Annotated in this window: 22 protein-coding genes; 2 read left to right on the top strand and 20 right to left on the bottom strand. The window is 72.9% G+C overall.

Annotation, left to right across the window (positions count from 1 at the left end; translation table 11 throughout):
- The first annotated feature begins 43 nt into the window (after positions 1-43).
- Both ACVUH9_RS07050 and ACVUH9_RS07045 read left to right on the top strand, forming a co-directional pair.
- On the top strand, positions 44-1,156 hold the full coding sequence (locus ACVUH9_RS07050) for an adenylate/guanylate cyclase domain-containing protein (protein ID WP_475755312.1): 1,113 nt from the start codon (positions 44-46) through the stop codon (positions 1,154-1,156).
- Between the two features lie 156 nt (positions 1,157-1,312).
- Positions 1,313-2,605, top strand: coding sequence for a D-alanyl-D-alanine carboxypeptidase/D-alanyl-D-alanine-endopeptidase (locus ACVUH9_RS07045; RefSeq protein WP_475755310.1), 1,293 nt, complete (start codon positions 1,313-1,315; stop codon positions 2,603-2,605).
- A 76-nt stretch (positions 2,606-2,681) separates the two neighbouring features.
- On the opposite strand, the gene ACVUH9_RS07040 is transcribed toward ACVUH9_RS07045, so the two are convergent.
- The 20 genes from ACVUH9_RS07040 to ACVUH9_RS06945 form a co-directional block, all read right to left on the bottom strand.
- Positions 2,682-3,113 carry a PaaI family thioesterase gene (locus tag ACVUH9_RS07040; RefSeq protein WP_475755308.1) on the bottom strand — a complete coding sequence of 144 codons (432 nt, stop codon included), beginning with the start codon at positions 3,111-3,113 and terminating at the stop codon, positions 2,682-2,684.
- Positions 3,110-4,705: a class I adenylate-forming enzyme family protein gene (locus ACVUH9_RS07035; protein WP_475755306.1), complete on the bottom strand. Its 1,596-nt coding sequence runs from the start codon at positions 4,703-4,705 to the stop codon at positions 3,110-3,112. The genes ACVUH9_RS07040 and ACVUH9_RS07035 overlap by 4 nt, the downstream gene beginning before the upstream one ends.
- Positions 4,702-5,679 carry a zinc-binding dehydrogenase gene (locus tag ACVUH9_RS07030; protein WP_475755304.1) on the bottom strand — a complete coding sequence of 326 codons (978 nt, stop codon included), beginning with the start codon at positions 5,677-5,679 and terminating at the stop codon, positions 4,702-4,704. Before ACVUH9_RS07030 ends, ACVUH9_RS07035 begins: the two co-directional genes overlap by 4 nt.
- The gene (locus ACVUH9_RS07025; protein WP_475755302.1) at positions 5,676-6,434 is read right to left on the bottom strand and encodes an ABC transporter ATP-binding protein; all 759 of its coding nucleotides are present in this window, start codon (positions 6,432-6,434) and stop codon (positions 5,676-5,678) included. Before ACVUH9_RS07025 ends, ACVUH9_RS07030 begins: the two co-directional genes overlap by 4 nt.
- Positions 6,435-6,444: 10 nt before the next feature.
- Entirely contained in the window at positions 6,445-7,227 is a 783-nt protein-coding gene (locus tag ACVUH9_RS07020) for an ABC transporter permease (RefSeq protein ID WP_475755300.1), read from the bottom strand.
- The gene (locus tag ACVUH9_RS07015) at positions 7,224-8,042 is read right to left on the bottom strand and encodes an ABC transporter permease (protein ID WP_475755298.1); all 819 of its coding nucleotides are present in this window, start codon (positions 8,040-8,042) and stop codon (positions 7,224-7,226) included. The genes ACVUH9_RS07020 and ACVUH9_RS07015 overlap by 4 nt, the downstream gene beginning before the upstream one ends.
- Before the next feature lie 4 nt (positions 8,043-8,046).
- The gene (locus ACVUH9_RS07010; RefSeq protein WP_475755296.1) at positions 8,047-9,030 is read right to left on the bottom strand and encodes an ABC transporter substrate-binding protein; all 984 of its coding nucleotides are present in this window, start codon (positions 9,028-9,030) and stop codon (positions 8,047-8,049) included.
- Positions 9,027-9,860, bottom strand: coding sequence for a VOC family protein (locus ACVUH9_RS07005; RefSeq protein WP_475755295.1), 834 nt, complete (start codon positions 9,858-9,860; stop codon positions 9,027-9,029). The genes ACVUH9_RS07010 and ACVUH9_RS07005 overlap by 4 nt, the downstream gene beginning before the upstream one ends.
- Positions 9,857-10,855, bottom strand: coding sequence for a PLP-dependent cysteine synthase family protein (locus ACVUH9_RS07000; protein WP_475755293.1), 999 nt, complete (start codon positions 10,853-10,855; stop codon positions 9,857-9,859). Before ACVUH9_RS07000 ends, ACVUH9_RS07005 begins: the two co-directional genes overlap by 4 nt.
- Positions 10,852-11,568, bottom strand: a complete 717-nt coding sequence (locus ACVUH9_RS06995) for a GntR family transcriptional regulator (RefSeq protein WP_475755291.1) — start codon at positions 11,566-11,568, stop codon at positions 10,852-10,854. The genes ACVUH9_RS07000 and ACVUH9_RS06995 overlap by 4 nt, the downstream gene beginning before the upstream one ends.
- A gap of 592 nt (positions 11,569-12,160) precedes the next feature.
- Positions 12,161-14,494, bottom strand: coding sequence for an NAD-dependent DNA ligase LigA (gene ligA / locus ACVUH9_RS06990; protein WP_475755289.1), 2,334 nt, complete (start codon positions 14,492-14,494; stop codon positions 12,161-12,163).
- Positions 14,495-14,562: 68 nt separating this feature from the next.
- The gene (surE, locus tag ACVUH9_RS06985; protein WP_475755288.1) at positions 14,563-15,423 is read right to left on the bottom strand and encodes a 5'/3'-nucleotidase SurE; all 861 of its coding nucleotides are present in this window, start codon (positions 15,421-15,423) and stop codon (positions 14,563-14,565) included.
- Positions 15,424-15,484: 61 nt separating this feature from the next.
- A complete protein-coding gene (locus ACVUH9_RS06980) occupies positions 15,485-16,267 on the bottom strand; it encodes a tRNA pseudouridine synthase A (RefSeq protein WP_475755286.1) in 783 nt (260 codons plus the stop codon).
- Positions 16,268-16,519: 252 nt separating this feature from the next.
- Positions 16,520-16,873, bottom strand: a complete 354-nt coding sequence (rplQ, locus tag ACVUH9_RS06975; RefSeq protein WP_475755284.1) for a 50S ribosomal protein L17 — start codon at positions 16,871-16,873, stop codon at positions 16,520-16,522.
- A 51-nt stretch (positions 16,874-16,924) separates the two neighbouring features.
- The gene (locus ACVUH9_RS06970) at positions 16,925-17,884 is read right to left on the bottom strand and encodes a DNA-directed RNA polymerase subunit alpha (protein ID WP_475755282.1); all 960 of its coding nucleotides are present in this window, start codon (positions 17,882-17,884) and stop codon (positions 16,925-16,927) included.
- Between the two features lie 361 nt (positions 17,885-18,245).
- Positions 18,246-18,641 (bottom strand): 30S ribosomal protein S11, encoded by a 396-nt coding sequence (gene rpsK, locus ACVUH9_RS06965; RefSeq protein ID WP_475755280.1) that lies wholly within the window; start codon positions 18,639-18,641, stop codon positions 18,246-18,248.
- Between the two features lie 22 nt (positions 18,642-18,663).
- Positions 18,664-19,047, bottom strand: coding sequence for a 30S ribosomal protein S13 (gene rpsM / locus ACVUH9_RS06960; protein WP_475755278.1), 384 nt, complete (start codon positions 19,045-19,047; stop codon positions 18,664-18,666).
- A gap of 2 nt (positions 19,048-19,049) precedes the next feature.
- Entirely contained in the window at positions 19,050-19,163 is a 114-nt protein-coding gene (rpmJ, locus tag ACVUH9_RS06955) for a 50S ribosomal protein L36 (protein ID WP_084629688.1), read from the bottom strand.
- Positions 19,164-19,360: 197 nt separating this feature from the next.
- Entirely contained in the window at positions 19,361-20,116 is a 756-nt protein-coding gene (gene map / locus ACVUH9_RS06950; protein WP_475755276.1) for a type I methionyl aminopeptidase, read from the bottom strand.
- 24 nt (positions 20,117-20,140) lie between these two features.
- Positions 20,141-20,812, bottom strand: coding sequence for an adenylate kinase (locus ACVUH9_RS06945; protein WP_475755274.1), 672 nt, complete (start codon positions 20,810-20,812; stop codon positions 20,141-20,143).
- Between the last annotated feature and the right edge of the window lie 36 nt (positions 20,813-20,848).

The raw sequence follows: 20,848 nt of genomic DNA, 5'->3' as shown, positions 1-20,848 counted from the left end.
AGGCCCGACCCCACCGTCGCTCCCGACGGTCCCCGCCGACCTGGTGGCCGACCTCCAGGGCGACGCCCTCCACGCCCGGATCTCGCTGATCGGCGAGCTGCGGGAGCAGGGCATCCCGATCGAGGAGATCCGGGCCGCCACCCGCCGGGGGCGGCTGCCGCTGCTGCACGTCGAGGCGATCCTGCGCGGGACGCCGACCCTCTCGACCCACGACCTGGTCGCCCGGACCGGCGTCGCCCCCGAGCTGTTCGAGCGGGTCCTGCAGTCGGCCGGAGTCCCGATCCCCGAGCACCACGAGCCCGCCTGGCAGGAACGCGACATCGCCCTCGCCGGGCTGATCGACGGCCTCGCCCGGGCGGGGATCGCCGACGACGCGATCGTCGAGCTGGCGCAGACCCTCGGCGAGTCCTCGGCCCGGATCGGCGCGGCCGCGATCATCGGGCTCGGCGCGGGCCTGACCCGCAGCGGCGACACCGAGTACGACCTCGCCGCCCGGATCGCCCACGCGACCGGCCCCGTCAACGCCCACCTCGGCGACGCGATCGGGCTGCTCGTCCGCAGCGCGGTGGTCGACCAGCTCGCGAGCGTCGAGCTCGACAGCCGCCAGATCGCCGACGGCCGGATCGCCGGGGCGACGCCCATCACGATCGGGTTCGCCGACGTCGTCGGCTTCACCAAGATGGGCGAGCAGCTCGGGGCCCAGCGGCTCCAGGACGTCGCGGCGCGGCTCGGGACCCTCGCCGCCGAGGTCACCGACGGCCGGGCTCGCGTCGTCAAGACGATCGGCGATGCGGTGATGCTGGCCGGTCCGCGGCCGCTGCCGGTCGTCGCCGCGATGCTGGCGCTCCAGGAGCGGGTGGCCGAGGACGACGACTTCCCGCGGATCCGGGCCGGCGTGGCCACCGGTGACGCGGTCCCGCGGGCCGGTGACTGGTTCGGGCCGCCGGTCAACCTCGCCGCCCGGGTCTGCGCGACCGCACGACCCGAGACGGTCCTGGTCGACGACGCGACCCGCCAGCGGATCGGCGACGCCGGACTCGACTGGACGACGATCGGGCGGGTCCGGTTGAAGGGCGTGGGGCGGGTCCTGCTGCATCGCGCCCGCAGCGGGGACGACGGGCGCTGGCGGACCGGCGTCCACAGCGCCGACGACTGAGCCGACCGCGACCGCACGGGTGGTCCGCCGCTGGCGGGCGGGCGGGCGGGCGGGCGGGCGGGCGGGCAGCCTGGCCGAGGATCGCCGCCCCGGCTCCCCTGCGCCGAGCGGCCGGACCGCCGCCCGGCCGGAACGGGATCGGTAGCGTGCGACAGCGTGTTGCGCCGTCTCTCGTCGTCGTTCGCCGCAGTCGCGGCCCTGGCCGTCTCCGCGCCCCTGCTGCTCGGCGCCGGCTCCGCTGGCGCCGCGATGCCGTCGACCTCCGGGATCGGCGCCCGCGGCGGGGTCGTCGTCCAGGACCTGCGGACGGGCAAGGTCCTCCTCGATCGCTCAGGCAGCGTCCGCCGGATCCCGGCGTCGGTGACCAAGCTCTTCACGGTCGGCGCCGCGCTTCAGCGGCTCGGCCCCGCGTGGGCCCCGCGGACCCGCGTGGTCGCGACCGGCCAGGCCGTCGATCGTGTCTGGGTCGGCGACCTCTACCTCGTCGGCGGCGGCGATCCGACGCTGACCCGTGCCTCGCTGGGCTCGATCGCCCGCCAGGCCGCGGCCGCCCTCGATGTCGACCGCCTCGGCGGCCAGCTCGTCGTCGACACGACCGCCTTCGACGACTGGCTCGGCGGCGACCGCACCCGTCGGGCAGCGGACGGGGACATGGGCGGACGGCTCGGGGCCCTGACCGTCGACCGCAGCCGCGACACGACCACGCCGGCGACCCGCGCCGGTTCGCTGTTCCGGTCCGGGCTCCAGTCCGCCGGCCTCAAGGTCAGCGGAGCGATCACCTACGGCGCCGCGCCGGACGCCACGACCCCGATCGTCGACGCCGCCGGCCCGACGCTCGCCCAGCTCTCGTCGAGCATCCTGCTGCACTCCGACAACTTCTACGCCGAGACGCTGCTGAAGGACCTGGTCGCGCGCGACGGGGCCGAGGCCGCCTGCCGGGTCGCCGCCCAGCTGCCGGTCGTCCGGACCGACCTCGGGTCCGGCACGCCGACCGACCTCGCCTGCGCGAGCCAGGGCCTGACCGCCGCGCCGGCCACGACCGTGGCCGCGAGCCGGGTGCTCCGCAGCACGCTCCAGCCGCTGCTCGGGACCAGCCCGCAGATCCACGACGGCTCGGGCCTGACCCGTCGCAACCGCGTCACCCCGGCCCAGGTGAGCCGGCTGCTGGTCCGTCTCAACGCCGACACCACGGTCGCGCCGGTCCTACGGGCCGCGTTGCCGCAGGCCGGGCGCAGCGGGACCCTCGCCAGCCGGATGCGCGGCACCGCCGCCGTCGGTCGCTGCCAGGCGAAGACCGGCACCATCAACGGCGTCTCGGCCCTGGCCGGGTACTGCCGCACGGCCCGCGGCCGCGACGTCTCGTTCGCGATCCTCCAGAACGGCGTCAACGCGTCGAGCGCCCGCACCTTCCAGGACCGGTTCGTGAGCCGGCTCGCGGCCCGCGGCTGAGCGACGCGCGCCGAGCACCCGGCCGGCGTCCGAGAGCCCACGGCACCGGTCGTCCCGGAGGGCCTCGGACCGTGACTCAGCCCGTCGCCCAGGCGCCGCGGGCGATCGCCAGCTCGCGACCGTCCTCGGCGTCCACGACCCGCGCGTCGGCGACCCCGAGCCGGCGACCGGCGCGGACGACGGTCCCGGTCGCCACCAGGCCCCGGCCCGGCAGCGCCGGCCGCAGGTAGTCGACCCGCAGGTCGATCGTCGGGATCCCGCGGCCGACGAGCGTGGCGAGCGCGAAGTCGCCCGCCAGGTCGAGCATCGTGGCCAGGATCCCGCCGTGGACGTAGCCGCCCTCGGGGTCGGGCGTGGCCAGCAGTTCCTGGCGGTACGGCAGCTCGATCGCGACCTGCCCGGCGCTGGCCGAGACCAGCTTGATGCCCAGCCAGGCGTGCAGCGGCGGGGTCTCCACGATCCGTCGCAGCTCGTCGAGCTCCAGCGTCATCTCGCGCTCTGTGCTCACGCGGTCTCCTCTTCGGTACGGCGCTGCGCCTCGGCGGCGAGCGTGGTCTTGTCGACCTTGCCGGGACCGCTCAACGGCAGGTCCTCGACGATCCAGATCCGGCGCGGGTGCGCGTAGGGGGCGCCCTCGCGGAGGCTGAAGTCGCGCAGCGCGTCCGGCGTCGGCGGCTCCTCGCCCTCGCGCGGGACGACGAACGCGACCGGTACCTCGCCCTTGATCGGGTGGGGAACGCCGACGACGGCCGCGGTGTGCACCCCGGGCGCGCGCCGCAGCAGCGTCTCGACCTCGAGCGGGTGGACGGTCTCGCCGCCGACGCTCATCGCCTCGTCGCGACGGCCGGCGATGAAGTAGCGGCCGTCGGCGTCGCGGCGGGCGAGGTCGCCGGTCCGCAGCCAGCCGCTCGCGGTCCGCTTCGCCGCGGTCTGCTCCGGCAGGCCGTGGTAGGCGATCAGGACGCCGGGGTTGCGGACCCACAGCTCGCCGACCTCGCCGATCGGGACCTCCTCGGGGTCGGTCGCGTCGGCCGGCGTGTCGAGCGGCGCGAGCGCGACCTCGCCGCCGCCGAGCGGGCGGCCGGCGCTGCCGGGCACGCCGGGGTCCTCCGGGGTGTTCACCAGCACCTGGGGGCCGCCCTCGGTGAGGCCGTAGGCCTCGACGACGGGCACGCCGAGCGCGCCGGTGATCCGGGCCGTCAGCTCAGGGCTCAGCGGGGCCGAGCCGCAGACGACGAACCGCAGCGAGCCGAGGTCGGCGGCGGACGCGCCGCTGCCGTCGCTCGCTCGCAGCAACATCTCGTAGGTCGCCGGCACGCCGGTCGTGTAGGTGCAGTGGTTCCGGGCGATCGTGGCCGGGATCGCCGACGGGGCGGGGTCCTCCGCCAGGACGATCGTGCCGCCCCCGAGCAGGCACGGCTCGACCACGCAGATCATCGCGTTGGCGTGGTAGAGCGGCGCGGCGGCGAGCCCGCGATCGTCCGGCCCGATGCCCCACGCCTCGCGGCTGGCGCGCGCGTTCCAGGCCTGGCCGCGGTGGCTGAGCAGGCAGCCCTTCGGGGTCCCCGTCGAGCCCGAGGTGTAGGGCTGGAGGCAGACGTCGTCGGGGCCGACGGCGGCCATCGAGCGGTCGGCCTCCGCGCCGGGGGCGGGCAGCGTCTGCCCGGCCGCGTCGAGCCAGAGCCCGTCGTCGGTGACGACCAGCGCGTCCTCCCGCAGCTCGCGGGCGAGGTCGTCCAGCTGCGGATGGGCGAGCAACAGCCGCGGGGCCGCGTCGGCGACCGCGTGGGTCAGCGCGGCGCGGCCGGAGCGGGCGCTCAACGGCACCGCCACCGCGCCGGCCCGCAGGACGCCGAGCAGGGCGACCAGGTAGCCGATCTCGTTCGGGTACAGCAGCCCGACGCGGTCGCCGCGCGCGACGCCGAGGGCCCGCAGACGGGCGGCCACCTCAGCCGCCCCCGCGTCCAGCTCGGAGAAGCGCAGCGTCCGCTTGCCCTGCACGATCGCCGTCGCCCCGGGCGTCCGCGCCAGCGCGTCGCGCAGCAGCACGTCGGCCAGGTTGTGCTCGGGGCTCGCCCCCGGGGCGACGGCGGCGCTCACGGGCGGACCAGCACCTTGCCGAAGACCTCGCGGTCCTCGAGCAGCCGCTCGGCCTCGCCGACCTCTTCGAGCGGCAGGACCCGGTCGATCACCGGCTCGAGCTTGCCCTCGCGGATCCAGCTGATCAGCTGCTCGAGGTCGAAGCGGGTCCAGGCGTTCGAGCCGATGATGTCGATCTCGCGAACCCACACGTAGGGCAGGAACATCGAGACGTCGTAGCCGGAGGTCGCCCCACAGGTGACGATCCGTCCGCCGACCTTGGTCGCGCGGACGCTGCCCTCCCAGGTGTCGGCGCCGGTGTAGTCGACCATCATGTCGACGCCCTGCTTGCCCGTCTCCTGCCAGATCCGCTTGGAGAAGTCCTCCTCGCGGTAGTTGATCAGGACGTCGGCGCCGAGGTCCTTCAACCGGTCGAGCTTCTCCTGGCTGCCGGCGCAGGCGATCACGCGGCAGCCGACGAGCTTCGCGATCTGGACGCAGGCGACGCCGACGCCGCCACTGGCGCCGAGGATCCCGATCGTCTCGCCGGCCTGCAGGCGACCACGGGTCAGCAGCATCCGCAGCGCGGTGCCGTAGGCGATCGGCAGCGCCGCGGCCTGCTCGAAGGTCACGTCGTCGGGCAGCGGAATCATGTTCGCCGCGGGCGCGAGGGCGTACTCGGCCAGCCCACCGGGCAGGTCCTCGCCGAGCGCCTTGTTGTCGATCAGTGGATCGACGAGCACGCGCTGGCCGATCTCGATCCCCGACACGCCCTCGCCGAGCGCGTGGACCTCGCCGGCGATGTCGCCGCCGGAGACGTGCGGCAGCGGCAGGTGCTTGCCCGCCACGCCACGCCGGACGAAGACGTCGAGGTGGTTGAGGCCGCAGGCGCGGACCCGGACGACGACCTCGCCGGGACCGGGGGTCGGCTCGGGGTGGTCGGCGACGACGCGGCACTCCGGGCCGCCGCGCTCGATGATCAGGGCTGCCTTCATGCGGCGGCCTCCTTGTCTCGCTTGATCTGACGGTAGACGTGGGCTCGGAGCTGGGCGAAGGCCGGCAGCTCCTTGGTGGCGATCTGGTCGCGGGGCGACGGCAGATCGACGGTGACGGACTCGCGGACGCTGGTCGGCGCCGGGCCGAGCACGACGACGCGGTCGCCGAGGTAGACCGCCTCGTCGATGTCGTGGGTCACGAACAGGACGGTCATCCCGAACTCGGCTCGCAACCGCAGGACCAGGTCCTCGAGGTCGGCGCGGGTCTGGGCGTCGACCGAGGCGAACGGCTCGTCCATCACCAGCAGCTGCGGCTGGTAGGCGAGCGCGCGAGCGATCGCGACCCGCTGCTGCATGCCGCCGGAGAGCTGCCAGGGGTGGCGGTCCTCCGCGCCCTGGAGGCCGACGGCGTGGAGCGCGTGCTCGACGCGCTGCGTCCGCTCGGCCTTGTCGACGTGCCGCAGCAGCGGCAGCGCGACGTTGTCGCGGACGCTCATCCACGGCATCAGCGAGCGGCCGTACTCCTGGAACACGACCGCCAGCTCCGGCGGCGGCTCGGTCACGCGGCGTCCGCGCAGCAGGACCTCGCCCGAGGTCGGGGCCTGGAGCCCGGAGATGCAGCGCAGCAGCGTGGTCTTGCCCGCGCCGGACGGGCCGACGACGCAGACGAACTCGCCGTCGCCGACCTCGAGGGTGACGTTCTCGACGGCCACGGTCTCGCCGTAGGCCATGTGCAGGTCTCGGATCTCGAGCACGACAGTTCTCCTAGGCGTTCTCGCGCCGGCGGGCGCCACGCTGCCAGCGCAGCGCGCGGCGCTCGACGAGCGCGAAGAGGGCATTGAGGGCGACGCCGAGCAGGCCGAGGAGCAGGATCCCCGACCACATCTCGGGCAGGGCGAAGGTCCGCTGGGCCTGCAGGATCGTGAAGCCGATCCCGTTCTGGCTCGCGACCATCTCGCTGATCACCATCAGGATCAGCGCCATCGCGAGGCTGGTGCGGAGGCCGACGAAGATCTGCGGCGCGGCCGCCGGCAGCACGATCCGGCGCAGCGTCAGTCCGCGCGAGAGGCCGTAGGTGCGGCCGGTGTCGAGCAGGACGGGATCGACGCCGCGAACGCCGTCGGTGGTGTTGAGCAGGACCGGGAACAGGCAGACGAGGGCGATCACCGCCACCTTCATCCCGTCCCCCAGGCCGAGCACCAGCATCCCGACCGGGATCAGCAGCGGCGGCGGGATCGCGCGCAGGAACTCGAGGATCGGGCCGGTCGCGCGGCGGACGCCCGGGGCCCGCCCGAGCAGCAGGCCGAGACCGACGCCGAGCGCCGCGGCGAGGCCGTAGCCGAGCGCCAGCCGGCGCAGGCTCGGAAGCACGTCGTCGACCAGCCGCGGGCCGAGCCAGACGTCGACGAAGGTCCGCAGGATCTCCTCCAGCGGCGGGAAGTAGAAGCTGCCGGCGGAGGCCGACCAGAGCCACCAGATCGCGATCAGCGCGAGCGGGGTGACGATCGAGAGCCCACGGTGGAGCCGGCGGCGGGCGAGCGTGCTCATCGCGTCAGCTCCCGGCGGCCGGGGTGCCAACGGAGGACGTGGCGCTCGACCCGGGCGAGGACGGCGTTGAGGCCCCAGCCGAGCAGGCCGACGACGACCAGCAGCGCGTAGACCAGCGGCGGGTTGTCGGCCTGGCGGGCGACGTTGACCGCCTGCCCGAGGCCGGGGGCGCCGATGATCAGCTCGGCGGTGACGGTCAGGATCAGCGCGGTGGTCGCGGAGACCCGGAGGCCGGTCGCGAGGTACGGCGCGGCGGCGGGCAGCACGACCCGGCGGGCCCGGTCGAGCGGTCGCAGCCGGAACACCCGGGCGGTCTCGCGGGCGACCGGATCGACGTCGCGAACGCCGTAGACGGCCTGGATCAGCAGCGGCCAGACCGCCGCGTAGACGGCGAGCAAGAGCTTGCTCTGGAGGCCGGTGCCGAGCGTCAGCACCGCCAGCGGAACGAGGGCTACGGAGGGGATCGGCCGCAGGAACTCGATCACGGGGCGGAAGGCCGCCCAGAGCAGGTCGGAGGTGCCGAGCGCGAGCCCGACGGGGACGGCGATCACGATCGCGATCGCGAGGGCCAGCAGCCAGCCGCCGAGGGTCTGCCCCATCGCCGTCCAGAAGCTGCTGTCCCCGAGCTGCGTGAACAGCTCGCCGACGATCGTCGTCGGCGCCGGCAGGTAGCGCTGCGGGAGGACGTCCGTCCGCGTCAGCAGCTCCAGCAGGGCGACGACCGCGAGCGTCGTCAGGACCGGCGAGATCGCACTGGCGACCCCCCGGGCCGTCGCGCGCCGGGGGCGCGCGTGATGTTCGCTCACGGCCGTCATCGGGTCAGCGGGACGCGCCGCCCAGCAGCGTGCCGTAGTCCGGGGCCTGCTCGATCACGCCGTACTTCTTGGCCAGGTCGCCGACCGGGGACACCGTCGCCTCGGTCATCTCGGCGGTCCATACCGGCAGGTTCATCGTCTTGGCGGTCGAGGCCGGGACCTTCAGGGTCTTCTGGACGACGGTCCGGACCTCGTCGGTGTGGGTCGACGCGTACTCCAGCGACTTGGCGATCGCGCGGCCGAAGCGCTCGACGACGTCGGCGTTCTCGCTCGCGTACTTGGTGGTCGTGAAGTAGGCGCCGAGGGTCGAGTTCGGGACCGCGCCGACGAAGGTCGAGACGATCCGGACGGCGCCGTCGGCCTTCGCGCTGGTCAGGAACGGCTCGAGCTGCCAGATCGCGTCGACCCGGCCCTGCTCGAGGGCGGCGTTCATGTCGGCGTAGGGCAGCTCGGTGAACTTGAGGCTGTCCGGGTCGCCGCCGGCCTTGGCGACGGACTCGCGGACCACGACCTCGCCGAGGTTCTTGAGCGAGTTGAGGGCGATCGTCTTGCCGTTGAGGTCCTTGGCGTCCGTGATCGGGCTGCCCTTCTTGACCACGACCTGAGCGACGTCCTTCTCCGGGTTGTCGCCGACGGAGGCGGCCGGCGCCAATGCCACGACCGGCAGGCCCTTGTCCGCGGCGGTCATCAGCGAGACGAAGTTCGAGTAGCCGATCTGGTCGGAGCCCGAGACGACGGCCGGCACGATCGCCGCGCCGCCCTCGGCGATCTTCGGCGTCACGTCGAGCTTCTCCTCGCGGAAGAAGCCCTTCTCGATGCCGAGGTAGAGCGGCGCCATGTCGGCGGTCGGGATCACGCCGACCGAGATCTTGGTGGTGCCCCCGTCCGACGTGGTCTTGGACGAGGAGCCGTCCGAGCCGCCGCAGGCGGCGAGCACGAGCGTCGTGGCGGCCGCGATCAGCCCGGTTGCGATGCGAGTGCGAGTCATGAGTTGGTGTCCGTTGACGGGGTGGGTGAAGAAGCTTGGGTGGGGGCGGACCGCAGGCACAGGCGCACCTGGGGACCGAACTCGTCGACGGGGAGCACGAGCTCGTTCCCGTCGGTCTCGATGCCGGCACGGCCGGCGTGCTCGGCGGCCCGGGCGACGTCGTCGACGGCGAGCAGGATCGCCCGCAACGGCGGAGCCGTGGCGGGCGTGGGCTGCGGGTCGGGTGCGGTCAGCACGTCGGCGGCGAGCGCCGGACCGAGCTGGTCGCGGTACCAGGCGACGGTCGCCGCGTCGAGCGCCAGGCGAACGCCGGCGAACCCGCGGATGCCGGCCGCAGCCGGGGTCGTGGCGGGCGCCGGCGGGCCGGCATCCCAGTCGATGAAGAAGGGCCGGGGGCCGGCGATCCGCTGCGCCCGGGGGAACCGCATCCGCCAGCCAGTCGCCGTGCCGTGCTCGTCGGTCCGCGAGACGACGAGCGGCTCGCCGTCGGCGATCCCGTCGACCAACGCGCGACCGGCGTCGGTCGGCTCGACGGCGTAGCCGAGCAGCCCACCCCCGTGCGTCTCGAGGCTGGTGAGCACGTCGCAGCCGATCCGGCTCGAGCGGGCGGCCTCGCGGTCCTCGACGGTGATCAGCTCGAGGTAGCCGTCGACGAGCGGGAGCAGCAGGTTGCGCGTCCCGTGCCCGTCGTGGCGGCCTCCGCCGCGGACGACCAGGCCCGCAGCGACGAGCCGGGCCGCGGCCCGCTCGAGGTCGGGGACGACGATCACGACGTGATCGAGGCGCGCGCCCGTGGACGGGCCCGCGACCAGGGTCAGCAGCTCGCTCACGCGCCGTCCTCGCCGGTCGCCTCGTCCTGTCCCAGGTCCTCGAACAGCGGGGTCGAGAAGTAGCGCTCCATGCGGTCGCAGAAGACGGTCGCGACCTGGGCGCCGGGCCCGAGCTCGCGCCCGAGCCGGACCGCCGCGGCGTAGTTGAGCCCGCTGGAGGGACCGACCGGCAGACCCTGGGCGCAGAGCTCACGGGTGGTCTGCAGCGCCTCGGCGTCGGGCACCACGATCTCGCCGTCGAGCAGGACCTCGGCCGGACGGTAGAGGCGGCTGAAGCCCTCGACGATCCCGGGGATCGCGCTGGAGACCTCCGGGTCGCCGCCGCAGGCGCCGCCGGCCGAGGGCACGGCGCGGGCCACGCGGGCGTCCGAGCCGCGGTCGCGCAGGGCGTGGGCGACGCCCATCAGCGTGCCGCCGGTGCCGACGCCGGCGACGAAGCCGTCGAGCGGACGCTCGACCTGCTCGATCAGCTCGCGGCCGGTACCGCCGCGGTGCGCTTCGAGGTTGGTCCGGTTGGCGAACTGGCGGGGCGCGAAGGCTCCCTGCTCGGCCAGCTCCTCGACCCGCTCGAGCGCGCCGCGGAGGCCGCTGAACGGGCGGGTCAGCTCGACCTCGCCGCCGTAGCGTCCGATCATCAGGACCCGCTCGCGGGAGACGCCCTCGGGCATCACGGCGCGGAAGCGGAGGCCGAGCGACGCGCAGCACATCGCCAGCGAGATCGAGGTCGAGCCGCTCGACGCCTCGACGACGAGGTCCTCGGGGCCGAGCTCGCCCCCGCAGATCGCCTCGCCGAGGATCGCCGAGGCGACGCGGTCCTTGGTCGATCCGCTCGGCAGCTGGTACTCGAGCTTCGCCCAGACCGTGATCTCGTCGCCGGGCACGTCGAGCCGGAGCACGGGCGTCTGCCGGTAGCGCGGGTCGTCGAGCAGGCCGCGACCGCGGTCGTACCAGCTTGCCTGCGAGCGGTTGGTGGTGGTGCTGCGTCCGGCGGTCATCGGCGTTCGCCCTTCGCGTCGTGTTGGATCGTGGCCCCGCGCAGGACGCCGGACTCGAGCACGGCGTCGATCACGACCTGGCGGGAGGTCCGGCAGTGGCGAGCCGCCAGCTCCGCGGCCCGGGCGCCGTCGCGGGCGGTCAGCGCGGCGATCATCGCGCGGTGCTCGGCGAGCAGGTCCCCGACCTTCGGGCTCGTCGGGACCCCGAGCCAGTGGAGCCGCTCGAGCTGGTCGGAGATGTCGCCGAGGACGGCGGCCAGCCGGGCGTTGCCGGCGATCCGGCCGATCGAGGCGTGGTAGGCCGTGTTCGCGCCGAGGAAGGCGGCGATCCCCGCCGCGTCGGTGGGGTCGTCGGCGAACGGCACGTCGGTCAGGCGCTGGAGCTCGGCGAGCTCGGCCTCGTCGATCCGCTGGGCGGCGAGCTCGGCGGCCTTCGCGTCGAGCGGCTCGCGCAGCTCGAACAGCTCGAGCACGTCACCGAGGGTGACCTCGGCCACGCGGCATCCGGCCCGCGGCGCGACGACGACCAGGCCCTCGCGGGCGAGGCGGGCGAGCCCCTCGCGCACCGGCGTCCGGCCCAGTCCCAGCTCCTCGGCGATCGACGCCTCGGTGAAGCTGCGCCCGGGAGCGAGCTCGCAGCGGATGATCCGCCGGCGCAGCTCGTCGTACGCCTGCTGGGCGTGGCTGGTCGTGGGGGTTGATATATCAATCACCGCACCTGCCATCTAAGCACAATCTCGTCAAAACCTTCGGGATTCCCATGTTTGACCTGCTCGATGGCCGCTTCCGGGGATGGCACGGACGCGCGCGCCGGCCCGATGCGCAGGGCAGGAAGGGCGAGTCGACAGCGTTTTCGGCCGCGGCTCCGGACGCCCGCCCATCGATCGATCGGTCGCGGCAGGTTCCGGCGGCCGACCGCCGGGCGCAACGGCCACGGGCAACGATCCGAGCCACCGACGGCGACGCGGCCCGGGACGAGGGGTGACGACGAGGGCCGCTCGCAGCGGCCGCCGAAGCGGCCCGAGAACGAAACCGGGCGGGCCGCTGTTGCGACCCGCCCGTTCGACCGACCAGCACCACCCCTTACTTACTAAACGTCCCAGGACCTCGTGTCGAGCCTGGGCAGGCATGACACTCATGACCCCCGAGGCAGTCCGTCCCACGAGGGGACGCGTTACCCGGGCGGGCGATCGAACGCCCTAGCCACGTAGGCGGTGTGTCGGCCCTACGACCGTAGCATGCCCCCGGTCCGGGGCGATCAGGACGGGCCTGCTCCTGCCCCGTCCTCGCCCGCGGGCAGCGCCCTCAGGCCGCCGGGTCGGTCGCGTCCGCGCTGGCGGAGGGCGCGGCTCCCTCGGGCGTCTCCGCATCCGCTCCGGCGGCCTCGCCCGCCTCGGCCGCGTCCGCCGCCGCGGCCCGGATCTCGTCGAGCACCGCCGGCCCCTCGGCCAGCAGCCGCTCCAGCGTCGACTCGTCGAGCACCGGCACCCCGAGCCGCTCCGCCTTCTCCAGCTTCGATCCCGCCGACTCCCCCGCGACGACCGCCGAGGTCTTCTTCGAGACCGAGGTCGTGACCCGCGCCCCGGTCGCGACCAGCCGCTGGGTCGCGTCCTCGCGCGTCAGCGTCGGCAGGGTCCCGGTCAGGACGACCGTCAGTCCCTCGAGCAGGGTCGACGTCCCGCTGCTGTCCTCGGCGTCCTCGACCTCGAGCTGGACTCCGGCTCTGCGCAGCCGCTCGACGACCTCGACCACGGCCGGATCGGCCAGCCGCTCGGCGATGATCCGGGCCATCTTCTCGCCGACCCCGGGGGTGTCGGCGAGCTGTTCCGGGGTCGCCGCCATCAGCGCGTCGATGGTCCGGAAGCGGGCCGCCAGGCTGCGGCCGGTGACCTGCCCGACCTCCTCGATCCCGATCCCGAACAGCACCCGCCCGAACGGCTGCTGCTTCGAGGCGTCGATCGACGCGACGATCCGCTTGGCCGAGATCTCGGCCCACCCCTCCAGCTCGACCAGCTGCTCGGGGGTCAGGTCGTAGAGGTCGGCGGCGTTGCGGACCAGGCCCTTCTCCAGCAGCTGCGCGACCTGCTTCTCCCCCAACCCGTCGATGTCCATCGCCCCGCGGCTGACGTAGTGGCGGAGCAGCTGCCACTGCTGGCCCGGGCAGCCGCCGCGGTTGGGGCAGCGGGTGAAGACGGAGTCGGACGGCTTCTCGGTCGGCGTCCCGCAGGCCGGGCAGGTGGCCGGCGGCGTCGGCTTCGGCGCGCGGTCGTGGCGCTCTGCCTCGTGGGGGGCCGGCGAGACGACCTGCGGGATCACGTCGCCGGCCCGCAGGACGATCACGCGATCGCCGGGGCGGACGTCCTTGCGGTCGAGGTCCTCCTCGTTGTGGAGGGTCGCCTGCGAGACCGTGACCCCGGAGACGTTGACCGGCTCGAGCACCGCGTACGGGTGCAGATCGCCGAACTTGCCGACGCTCCAGACCACGTCCTTGAGGGTCGTCACCGCCGTCCGCGGCGGGAACTTCCAGGCGATCGCCCAGCGCGGATCGCGGCCGACGCTGCCCAAGCGCCGCTGGAGCTCGAAGTCGTCGACCTTGATCACGACCCCGTCGATCTCGAAGGCCAGGCGGTCGCGCCGCTCGGCCCAGCCCTCGCAGGTCCTCAGGGTCTCCTCGACGCTGGTCGCGACGCTGATCTCCTCGTTGACCGGGAACCCGTGCTGCTTGAGCCACATCAGCATCCCGTGGTGCCCGTCGACGCCGAGCACCTCGCCGACGGTCGCCGAGGTCCCCGCGGCGCCGGTTCGGTCACCCTCGGCCCGCTCCCCGGCCGGCGTCGCGGCCACGACCCCGACGCCGTAGGCCCAGAACGACAGCGGGCGCTCGCGCGCCTCCTTCGGGTCGAGCTGACGGATCGCCCCCGCGGCCGCGTTGCGGGGGTTCATGAAGGTCGACTTCTCGGCCGCCGCCCGCCGTTCGTTGACGCGGCGGAAGTCCTCAAGCGCGAGGTAGATCTCGCCGCGGACCTCGAGCACGTGCGGGACCCCGTCGGCACCGGGCGTGCCCGCCCCGGGCAGCGCCAGCGGCACGTCGGGGATCGTGCGGACGTTGTGGGTGACGTCCTCCCCGACCTCGCCGTCGCCGCGGGTGGTCGCGCGAACCAGGACCCCGTCCTCGTAGCGCAGGCTCATCGCGAGGCCGTCGACCTTCGGCTCGATCACGAACCGGAACGACGGGTCGGTGATGCCCTCCCGTCCCAGGTGGGCGCGCATCCGGTCGACCCAACCCTGCAGCTCCTCCTCCTCGCTGGCGTTGGCCAGCGACAGCATCGGCTGCTCGTGCCGGACCTTGACGAGCTTGTCGAGCGGCTTGCCGCCGACGCGCTTGGTCGGCGAGTCGGGGCGGTCGAGCTCGGGGTGCGCCGCCTCGAGCGCCTCCAGCTCGTGGAAGAGCAGGTCGTACTCGTCGTCGCCGATCTCGGGATCGTCGAGCTCGTAGTAGCGCCGACGGTGGTGCTCGACGACGATCCGCAGCCACTCCGCGCGGGCGGCGGGGTCGTCCCCGGCCGGCGGATCCGGCAGCGGCACCGGGCGGCTGCCCGCTGCCTGCTCGTCGCTGCCGGTGTTCGCGTCCTTCGTCACGGGTTCGAGGATACGGTCGCCAGCGGCGGCGATGTCCTCGCGATCCCCGCGTTCGGGGTACGCCGCGCTCAGTCCTCGAGCAGCTCGCCGATCTGGTCGAGCAGGCCCTCGAAGCCGTGGCCGGCCAGCGGCGCGATCGCCGACTCCCGCGTCAGGTCGAGGTGGAGCGGCGTGATCGAGACGTGGCCCGCCGCCACGGCCGCGAGGTCGGTGCCGGGGGTCGGCTCGAAGCCGTGGTCGGTGCCGTAGAGCCAGTACGTGCGGCTGCCGTCCGGATGCTCGTCGACCGGCTGCAGCTCGTCGCGGTAGTGCCGCTGCCCGAGCCGCGTCACCTCGACCGCCAGCGGCGCGCTGCCGGTCGAGCTGTGCGGCACGTTCACGTTGAGGACGGTGCGCTGGGGCAGCGGCAGCTCGCCCTCTTCGCTGCTGACCCGCTCGACCTCGGAGACGATCCGCGCGGCGATCTCGGCCGCCACGCCGAAGTCCCAGGTCTGCTCCGCCCGCAGCGACCAGTCGCCGTGCGGCGAGGACATCGAGACCGCCACCCCGGGGATGTTGTGGACCACGGCCTCCAGGGCCGCGGCGACGGTCCCCGAGTAGGTCACGTCCTCGCCCATGTTCGCGCCGTGGTTGATCCCGCTGACGACCAGGTCCGGCTTCCAGCCGTCGATCACGCCGTGGGCGGCCAGCCGCACGCAGTCGGTCGGCGTGCCGTCGGTCGCGACGCCGACCGTGCCGTCGTCGAAGCGCTCGTCGCGCACGGTCAGCGGACGCCGGACGGTGATCGAGCGCGCCATCGCCGAGCGGTTGCCGTCCGGGGCGACCGTCCGCAGGTCGATCCCCGGAAGCCGCACGAGCGCGCGCCGCAGCGCCTGCAGCCCCTCCGCGTGGATCCCGTCGTCGTTGGTCAGGAGGACGCGCGTCGTCATGCCCTTCCCAGGGTAGTGGGCCAGCCCCCCGCGAATCGGGATCAGCGGCGGCCGAGGCCGCTCATGCGACCCACGGCGGCGTGCCCCAGCCGGGTGGCGCGACCGTCGCGCCACCGACCTCCTCGGGGTACTCGATCCCGGCCAGGTGCAGTCCCTGCGGCGGCAGCGTCGGCCCCGCCTCCGTCCGCGACGCCCCGCTCAGCAGCCGCTCGAAGTCGTCGAGGTCGCGGCGTCCGCCGGCCACCTGCAGCATCGTGCCGACCAGGATCCGGTTCATGTGGCGCATGAACGCGTCGGCCTCGATCCAGAACTCCAGGAAGTCGCCGTTCCGCCGCCAGACCGCGTGCAGGATCCGTCGCACGAACAGCACGTGCTGGGTCTCGGTCGGCGTGAAGGCCGTGAAGTCGTGCCGACCGACGAGCAGGCGGGCGCAGGCGTGCAGCAGCTCCTCGTCGAGCCCGTAGGACCACCAGAGCGAGTACCGGTGCCCGAACGGCGACGGGTGGAGGCGGGCATGGATCCGGAAGCAGTAGGTCCGGCTGGTGGCCATCCGGCGGGCGTCGAAGCCGTCGTCGACCACCGTCGCCTTCCGCACCGCCACGTCCTGCGGCAGGATCGCGTTGAGGTTGTAGAGGTCGGGCGGCTCGCCGACGTAGGACGCGACCTGCGCGACCGCGTGCACGCCGCGGTCGGTGCGTCCGGCGACGGTCAGGCTGGTCGGTGCCCGCAACACCGTGCTCAGAGCTCGGCGCAGCTCGCCGTGGGCGGTGCGGATCCCGTCCTGCGCGGCCCAGCCCATCAGGCTGGTGCCGTCGTACTCGATCTCCAGGCGCGTCGTCGTCACTGCGGCTGCATCGTCGCGCACCACCCGGCCCCTGTGCCGTCCGCCTGCCCACCGCAGGCCGCCTCCCCCGGCGCCGTCCGCCCCGGGAACGCAAACGACCGCCCGAGGGCGGCCGTAGGCAAGAGTGAGGTTGGATGCCTGGTGTTCGTGGACCGAGCAAGTCGGGGCGGACGGTGCGAGAGCCGTACGGCAGTACCGCCGAGCGCCGGCCGGCCCGAGATGCGACGCGTCCGCGAACGCCAGGCGCCGCCCTCAGACGAGTTCGATCAGGACCATCTCGGTCGCGTCGCTCTTGCGCGGCCCGAGCTTGAGGATCCGGGTGTAGCCACCCGGGCGCTCCGTGTAGCGCGGAGCGATCTCCTCGAACAGCTTGTAGGCGGAGAACTTGTCCTGGCCCAGGGCCGAGAGCGCCTGCCGGCGGGCGTGCAGGTCGCCGCGCTTGGCCAGCGTGATCAGCTGCTCGATCTCGGGCTTGAGGGCCTTGGCCTTCGCCTCGCTGGTCTGGATGCGCTCGTGCTCGATGACCTCCTTGCAGAGGTTGCGGAGCAGCGCCTTGCGATGGGCGGTATCGCGGCTGAGCTTGTGGCGGGTCTTCTGATGGCGCATCGTTCAGGGTCTTTCTGGGGCTACTCGGGTGCAGGCGCGGCGGGCCGCGTCCTACTCCTCACGGAGGCCGTAGCCCCGCGCGGCGAGGGTCTCGATGACCTCGTCGATCGACTTCTTCCCGAAGTTCGGGATGGCGGCGAGCTCGGCCTCGGTCTTCGAGGTGAGGTCGCCAACGGTCTGGATCCCAGCCCGCTTCAAGCAATTGTACGACCGAACGCCCAACTCGAGCTCTTCGATCATCATTTCGTCCGTCGGGTCACCATAACCGTGGTCCCCGATCAGGCCGTCTTCGAGCTCGCCACCGACCGAGGCGCGCAGCTCCTCGACCCGATCCGGGTCGGTGAACACGGCGAGCTGCTGGATCAGGATCTCGGAGGCCTCACGGAGCGCCTCGCCCGGCTCGAGCGAGCCGTCGGTCTCGATGTCCAGCGTGAGCTGGTCGAAGTCGGTGCGCTGACCGACACGGGCCGGCTCGACGCGGTAGGCGACGCGCCGGATCGGCGAGAAGATCGAGTCGATCGGGATGACGCCGATCGGCTGGTCGGCCGTCTTGTTCTCGTCGGCGGAGCGGTAGCCGCGGCCCTGGCCGATGGTCAGGTAGACCTCGAGCTTGGTGCCGGCCTCGAGGGTCGCGATGTGCGCCTCGGGGTTCAGGATCTCGACGCCCGCGGGCAGGTCGATGTCCTTGGCGGTGATCTCGCCGGGGCCCTCGGCGACGAGCGGGGCCTCGACCTCGGTCGCGTCGGAGTGCATCCGGCAGACGAGCGCCTTGAGGTTCAGGACGATGTCCGTGACGTCCTCGGCCACGCCGTCGAGCGTCGTGAACTCGTGGGCGACGCCTTCGATCCGGACGTTGGTGACAGCGGCACCGGAGAGGAAGCTCAGCAGCACCCGGCGAAGCGAGTTGCCGAACGTGTAGCCGAAGCCGCGCTCGAGGGGCTCGATCGTGAACGTGCCGCGGTTGTCCTCGACGGATTCGCGGGTGATCCGAGGGGTCTGGTAGTCGAGCATCAGGGTCCTTGCTTCGTCGGAAAGACGGGCGGCCGAGGGGCGGGTCCGGCCGCGGTGCGACGGTTCGTTGCGGGGCTTCGACTCCCCCGCACGACCGACACGAAGTTCACTTCGAGTACTTCTCGGGCGAGTCCCGGGCCAACTGCTGGGCTCCGGGCTCGACCGCTACGGCGAAGACCAGGTCTTCACGCGGTTGGCGCCCGAGATCGCTTCCCCGGGCGCCGGTGGTGACCGAACGGCGATGGCGCGCCACCCCGCGGCTCGTCGAGCGCGACAGCATCGGACCCCGGCGAACCGGGGAGTGATGCGGACACCGCGCGACGACGCCGAAGGAGGAGTCAAGCGCCACGACCGAGGTCCCTCAGACGCGACGCCGCTTCTTCGGGCGGCAGCCGTTGTGCGCCTGCGGGGTCACGTCGCGAACGGTCGTGATCTCCAGTCCGGCGGCCTGCAGCGAACGAATCGCCGTGTCGCGACCGGAGCCGGGCCCCTTGACGAAGACCTCGACCTTCTCCAGCCCCTGCTCGATGCCCTTGCGGGCGGCTGAGTCCGCCGTCACCTGGGCGGCGAACGGGGTCGACTTGCGCGAGCCCTTGAAGCCAGCGCCGCCGGCGGACTCCCAGGCGATGACGTTCCCCTGCTTGTCGGTCAGGGAGACGATCGTGTTGTTGAAGCTCGTCTTGATGTGAGCCTGGCCAACCGGAATGTTCTTCTTCGGCTTGCGGCGGCCGCGCGCGGGGCGCTTCGGTGCGGGCATGGGGTTCTACGAGACTCCGTTGCTACTTCTTGCCGGGCTTCTTCTTGCCGACTGTCGGCATACGCTTCGGGCCCTTGCGGGTCCGTGCGTTGGTCTTGGTCTTCTGGCCGCGAACGGGCAGATTGCGACGATGACGCAGACCGCGGTAGCAGCCGATCTCCATCAGACGCTTGATGCTCTGGTTGCGCTCACGCCGAAGATCACCCTCGACCGAAACCTCACGGTCGATGTGGTCGCGGAGTGCCGCGACCTGCTCTTCGGTCAGATCGCGAACCTTGGTGTCACGGTCGATCCCGGTGGCAGCAAGGATCTCGTTAGAGCCCGAGCGACCAATCCCGTAGATGTAGGTGAGACCAATCTCGATCCGCTTGTTCAGCGGGATGTTGATGCCTGAGATGCGCGCCATGTCTAGCCCTGCCGCTGCTTGTGGCGGGGGTTCTGGCAGATAACAAGGACGGCGCCATTGCGGCGGATGACCTTGCACTTCTCGCACATCGGCTTGACCGACGGTCGTACCTTCATGGTCCCTTTCTCGGCTCGCTAGTCAGTGAACTGGCTCTGACGGTCGCGAGACCTTCGCTACCAGCCACTGAGGCGGAAACACCCCAAAGCAGGGCGTGACACGCGCAGACACGGCACGATACCAGACAGTTCCCCAGGCGCGTCGAACGGCACCAGGGCGGATTGAGGACAGTACCAGCAGCCGCTGGGTGACGCGTTCACCACCGGTCGTCCCACGGGGTCAGGACACGGGGTCCGTCGTCGGTGATCGCGACCGTGACCTCGGCGTGGGTCGCCCGCGCGCCGTCGACCGTGAAGACCGACCAGCCGTCGGACGCCATCCGGATCCGCGGCCCACCGAGGGTCAGCATCGGCTCGACGGCGATCACCAAGCCGGGCTCCAGCCGCTGGCCCGAACCGATCCGGCCGACGTTGGGCACCTGCGGCGGCTCGTGCAACGTCCGGCCCACGCCGTGCCCGATCAGGGTCGGGAAGACGCGCAGGCCCGCGGTCGCGGCCTGACGCTCCACCGCCGCTCCGATGTCGCCGACGTGTCCACCCGCGCGGCACGCGGCCACGGCGTCGACCAGGGCGGTCTCGGCCGCCTCGATCAGGTGCAGGTCGGCGGCGCGCGCCGTCCCGACGGGGACGGTCCGCGCGGCGTCGGCGACCCACCCGTCGAGGGTGACCCCGACATCGAGCGAGACGATGTCGCCATCGGCCAGCGGCCGGGGGCCGGGGATCCCGTGCACCACGAGGTCATTGGGCGAGGCGCAGATCGCGCCGACGAAGCCTCGGTAGCCGAGGAACGTCGGCTTGGCGCCGGCGGCCGCGATCCGTTCCCGGGCGATCGCGTCGAGGTCGAGCGTCGACACGCCGGGGGCCACGGCCTCGACGAGCACGCCGAGGACGTCCACGAGGACCTCCCCGGCCGCGCCGATCGCGTCGATCTCGTCTGCGGACTTCAGTCGCACGGCCACGGCCGTCCGCGAGCCCGGCTAGACCGTGTCTTCGAGCCGGAGCGTGGAGATCGTCTTGCGCAGGTGCGCCTCGACCTCCTCGGCCGGTGCGCTGCCGTCGAACCGGTGCAACAGGCCACGCGACTCGTAGTAGCCGATCAGCGGCTCGGTCTGCGCGTGGTAGACGGCAAGCCGCTTGCGGATCGTGTCCGGCTTGTCGTCGTCGCGCTGGATCAGGTCGGTGCCGTCGACGTCGTCCTTGCCCGCCACCTGCGGCGGGTTGAACTCGAGGTGGTAGACCCGGCCCGTGGCGGAGACGCGTCGACCGGACAGCCGACGGACGATCTCCTCGTCGGGGACGTCGATCAGCAGCACGCCGTTGAGGTCGCGGCCGAGCTCGCCGAGCGCGGCGTCGAGCGCCTCGCCCTGGGCGATGTTCCGTGGGAAGCCGTCCAGCACGAAGCCGTCGGTCGCGGCCTCGGCGCGAACGCGCTCGAGGATCAGGTCGATCACGAGCTCGTCCGGGACGAGCTCGCCGGCGTCCATGAAGCCCTTCGCCTTGAGCCCCAGATCGCTGCCCTCGCTGACCGCAGCGCGCAGGATGTTGCCGGTCACGATGTACTCGAGCGGTGCATCGGTAGTCAGCCGCTCGCCCTGCGTGCCCTTCCCCGCACCGGGGGGGCCCAACAGGATCAGGTTCAACTCAGCCATACGTCAATTCTCCGTCAACAGCGGGCGGGAGGAGCG

The organism is Patulibacter ginsengiterrae, assembly GCF_056269115.1.
This window is presented reverse-complemented; position numbering and strand designations above follow the sequence as displayed.

Coding starts and splice junctions, on each gene's coding strand:
- ACVUH9_RS07015 (WP_475755298.1), bottom strand. CDS start 8,042: ATGACGGCCGTGAGCGAACATCACGCGCGCCCCCGGCGCGCGACGGCC.
- ACVUH9_RS07010 (WP_475755296.1), bottom strand. CDS start 9,030: ATGACTCGCACTCGCATCGCAACCGGGCTGATCGCGGCCGCCACGACG.
- rpsM (WP_475755278.1), bottom strand. CDS start 19,047: ATGGCGCGCATCTCAGGCATCAACATCCCGCTGAACAAGCGGATCGAG.
- ACVUH9_RS07020 (WP_475755300.1), bottom strand. CDS start 7,227: ATGAGCACGCTCGCCCGCCGCCGGCTCCACCGTGGGCTCTCGATCGTC.
- rplQ (WP_475755284.1), bottom strand. CDS start 16,873: ATGCGCCATCAGAAGACCCGCCACAAGCTCAGCCGCGATACCGCCCAT.
- rpsK (WP_475755280.1), bottom strand. CDS start 18,641: ATGCCCGCACCGAAGCGCCCCGCGCGCGGCCGCCGCAAGCCGAAGAAG.
- ACVUH9_RS06970 (WP_475755282.1), bottom strand. CDS start 17,884: ATGCTCGACTACCAGACCCCTCGGATCACCCGCGAATCCGTCGAGGAC.
- rpmJ (WP_084629688.1), bottom strand. CDS start 19,163: ATGAAGGTACGACCGTCGGTCAAGCCGATGTGCGAGAAGTGCAAGGTC.
- surE (WP_475755288.1), bottom strand. CDS start 15,423: ATGACGACGCGCGTCCTCCTGACCAACGACGACGGGATCCACGCGGAG.
- ACVUH9_RS07000 (WP_475755293.1), bottom strand. CDS start 10,855: ATGACCGCCGGACGCAGCACCACCACCAACCGCTCGCAGGCAAGCTGG.
- ACVUH9_RS07030 (WP_475755304.1), bottom strand. CDS start 5,679: ATGAAGGCAGCCCTGATCATCGAGCGCGGCGGCCCGGAGTGCCGCGTC.
- ACVUH9_RS06945 (WP_475755274.1), bottom strand. CDS start 20,812: ATGGCTGAGTTGAACCTGATCCTGTTGGGCCCCCCCGGTGCGGGGAAG.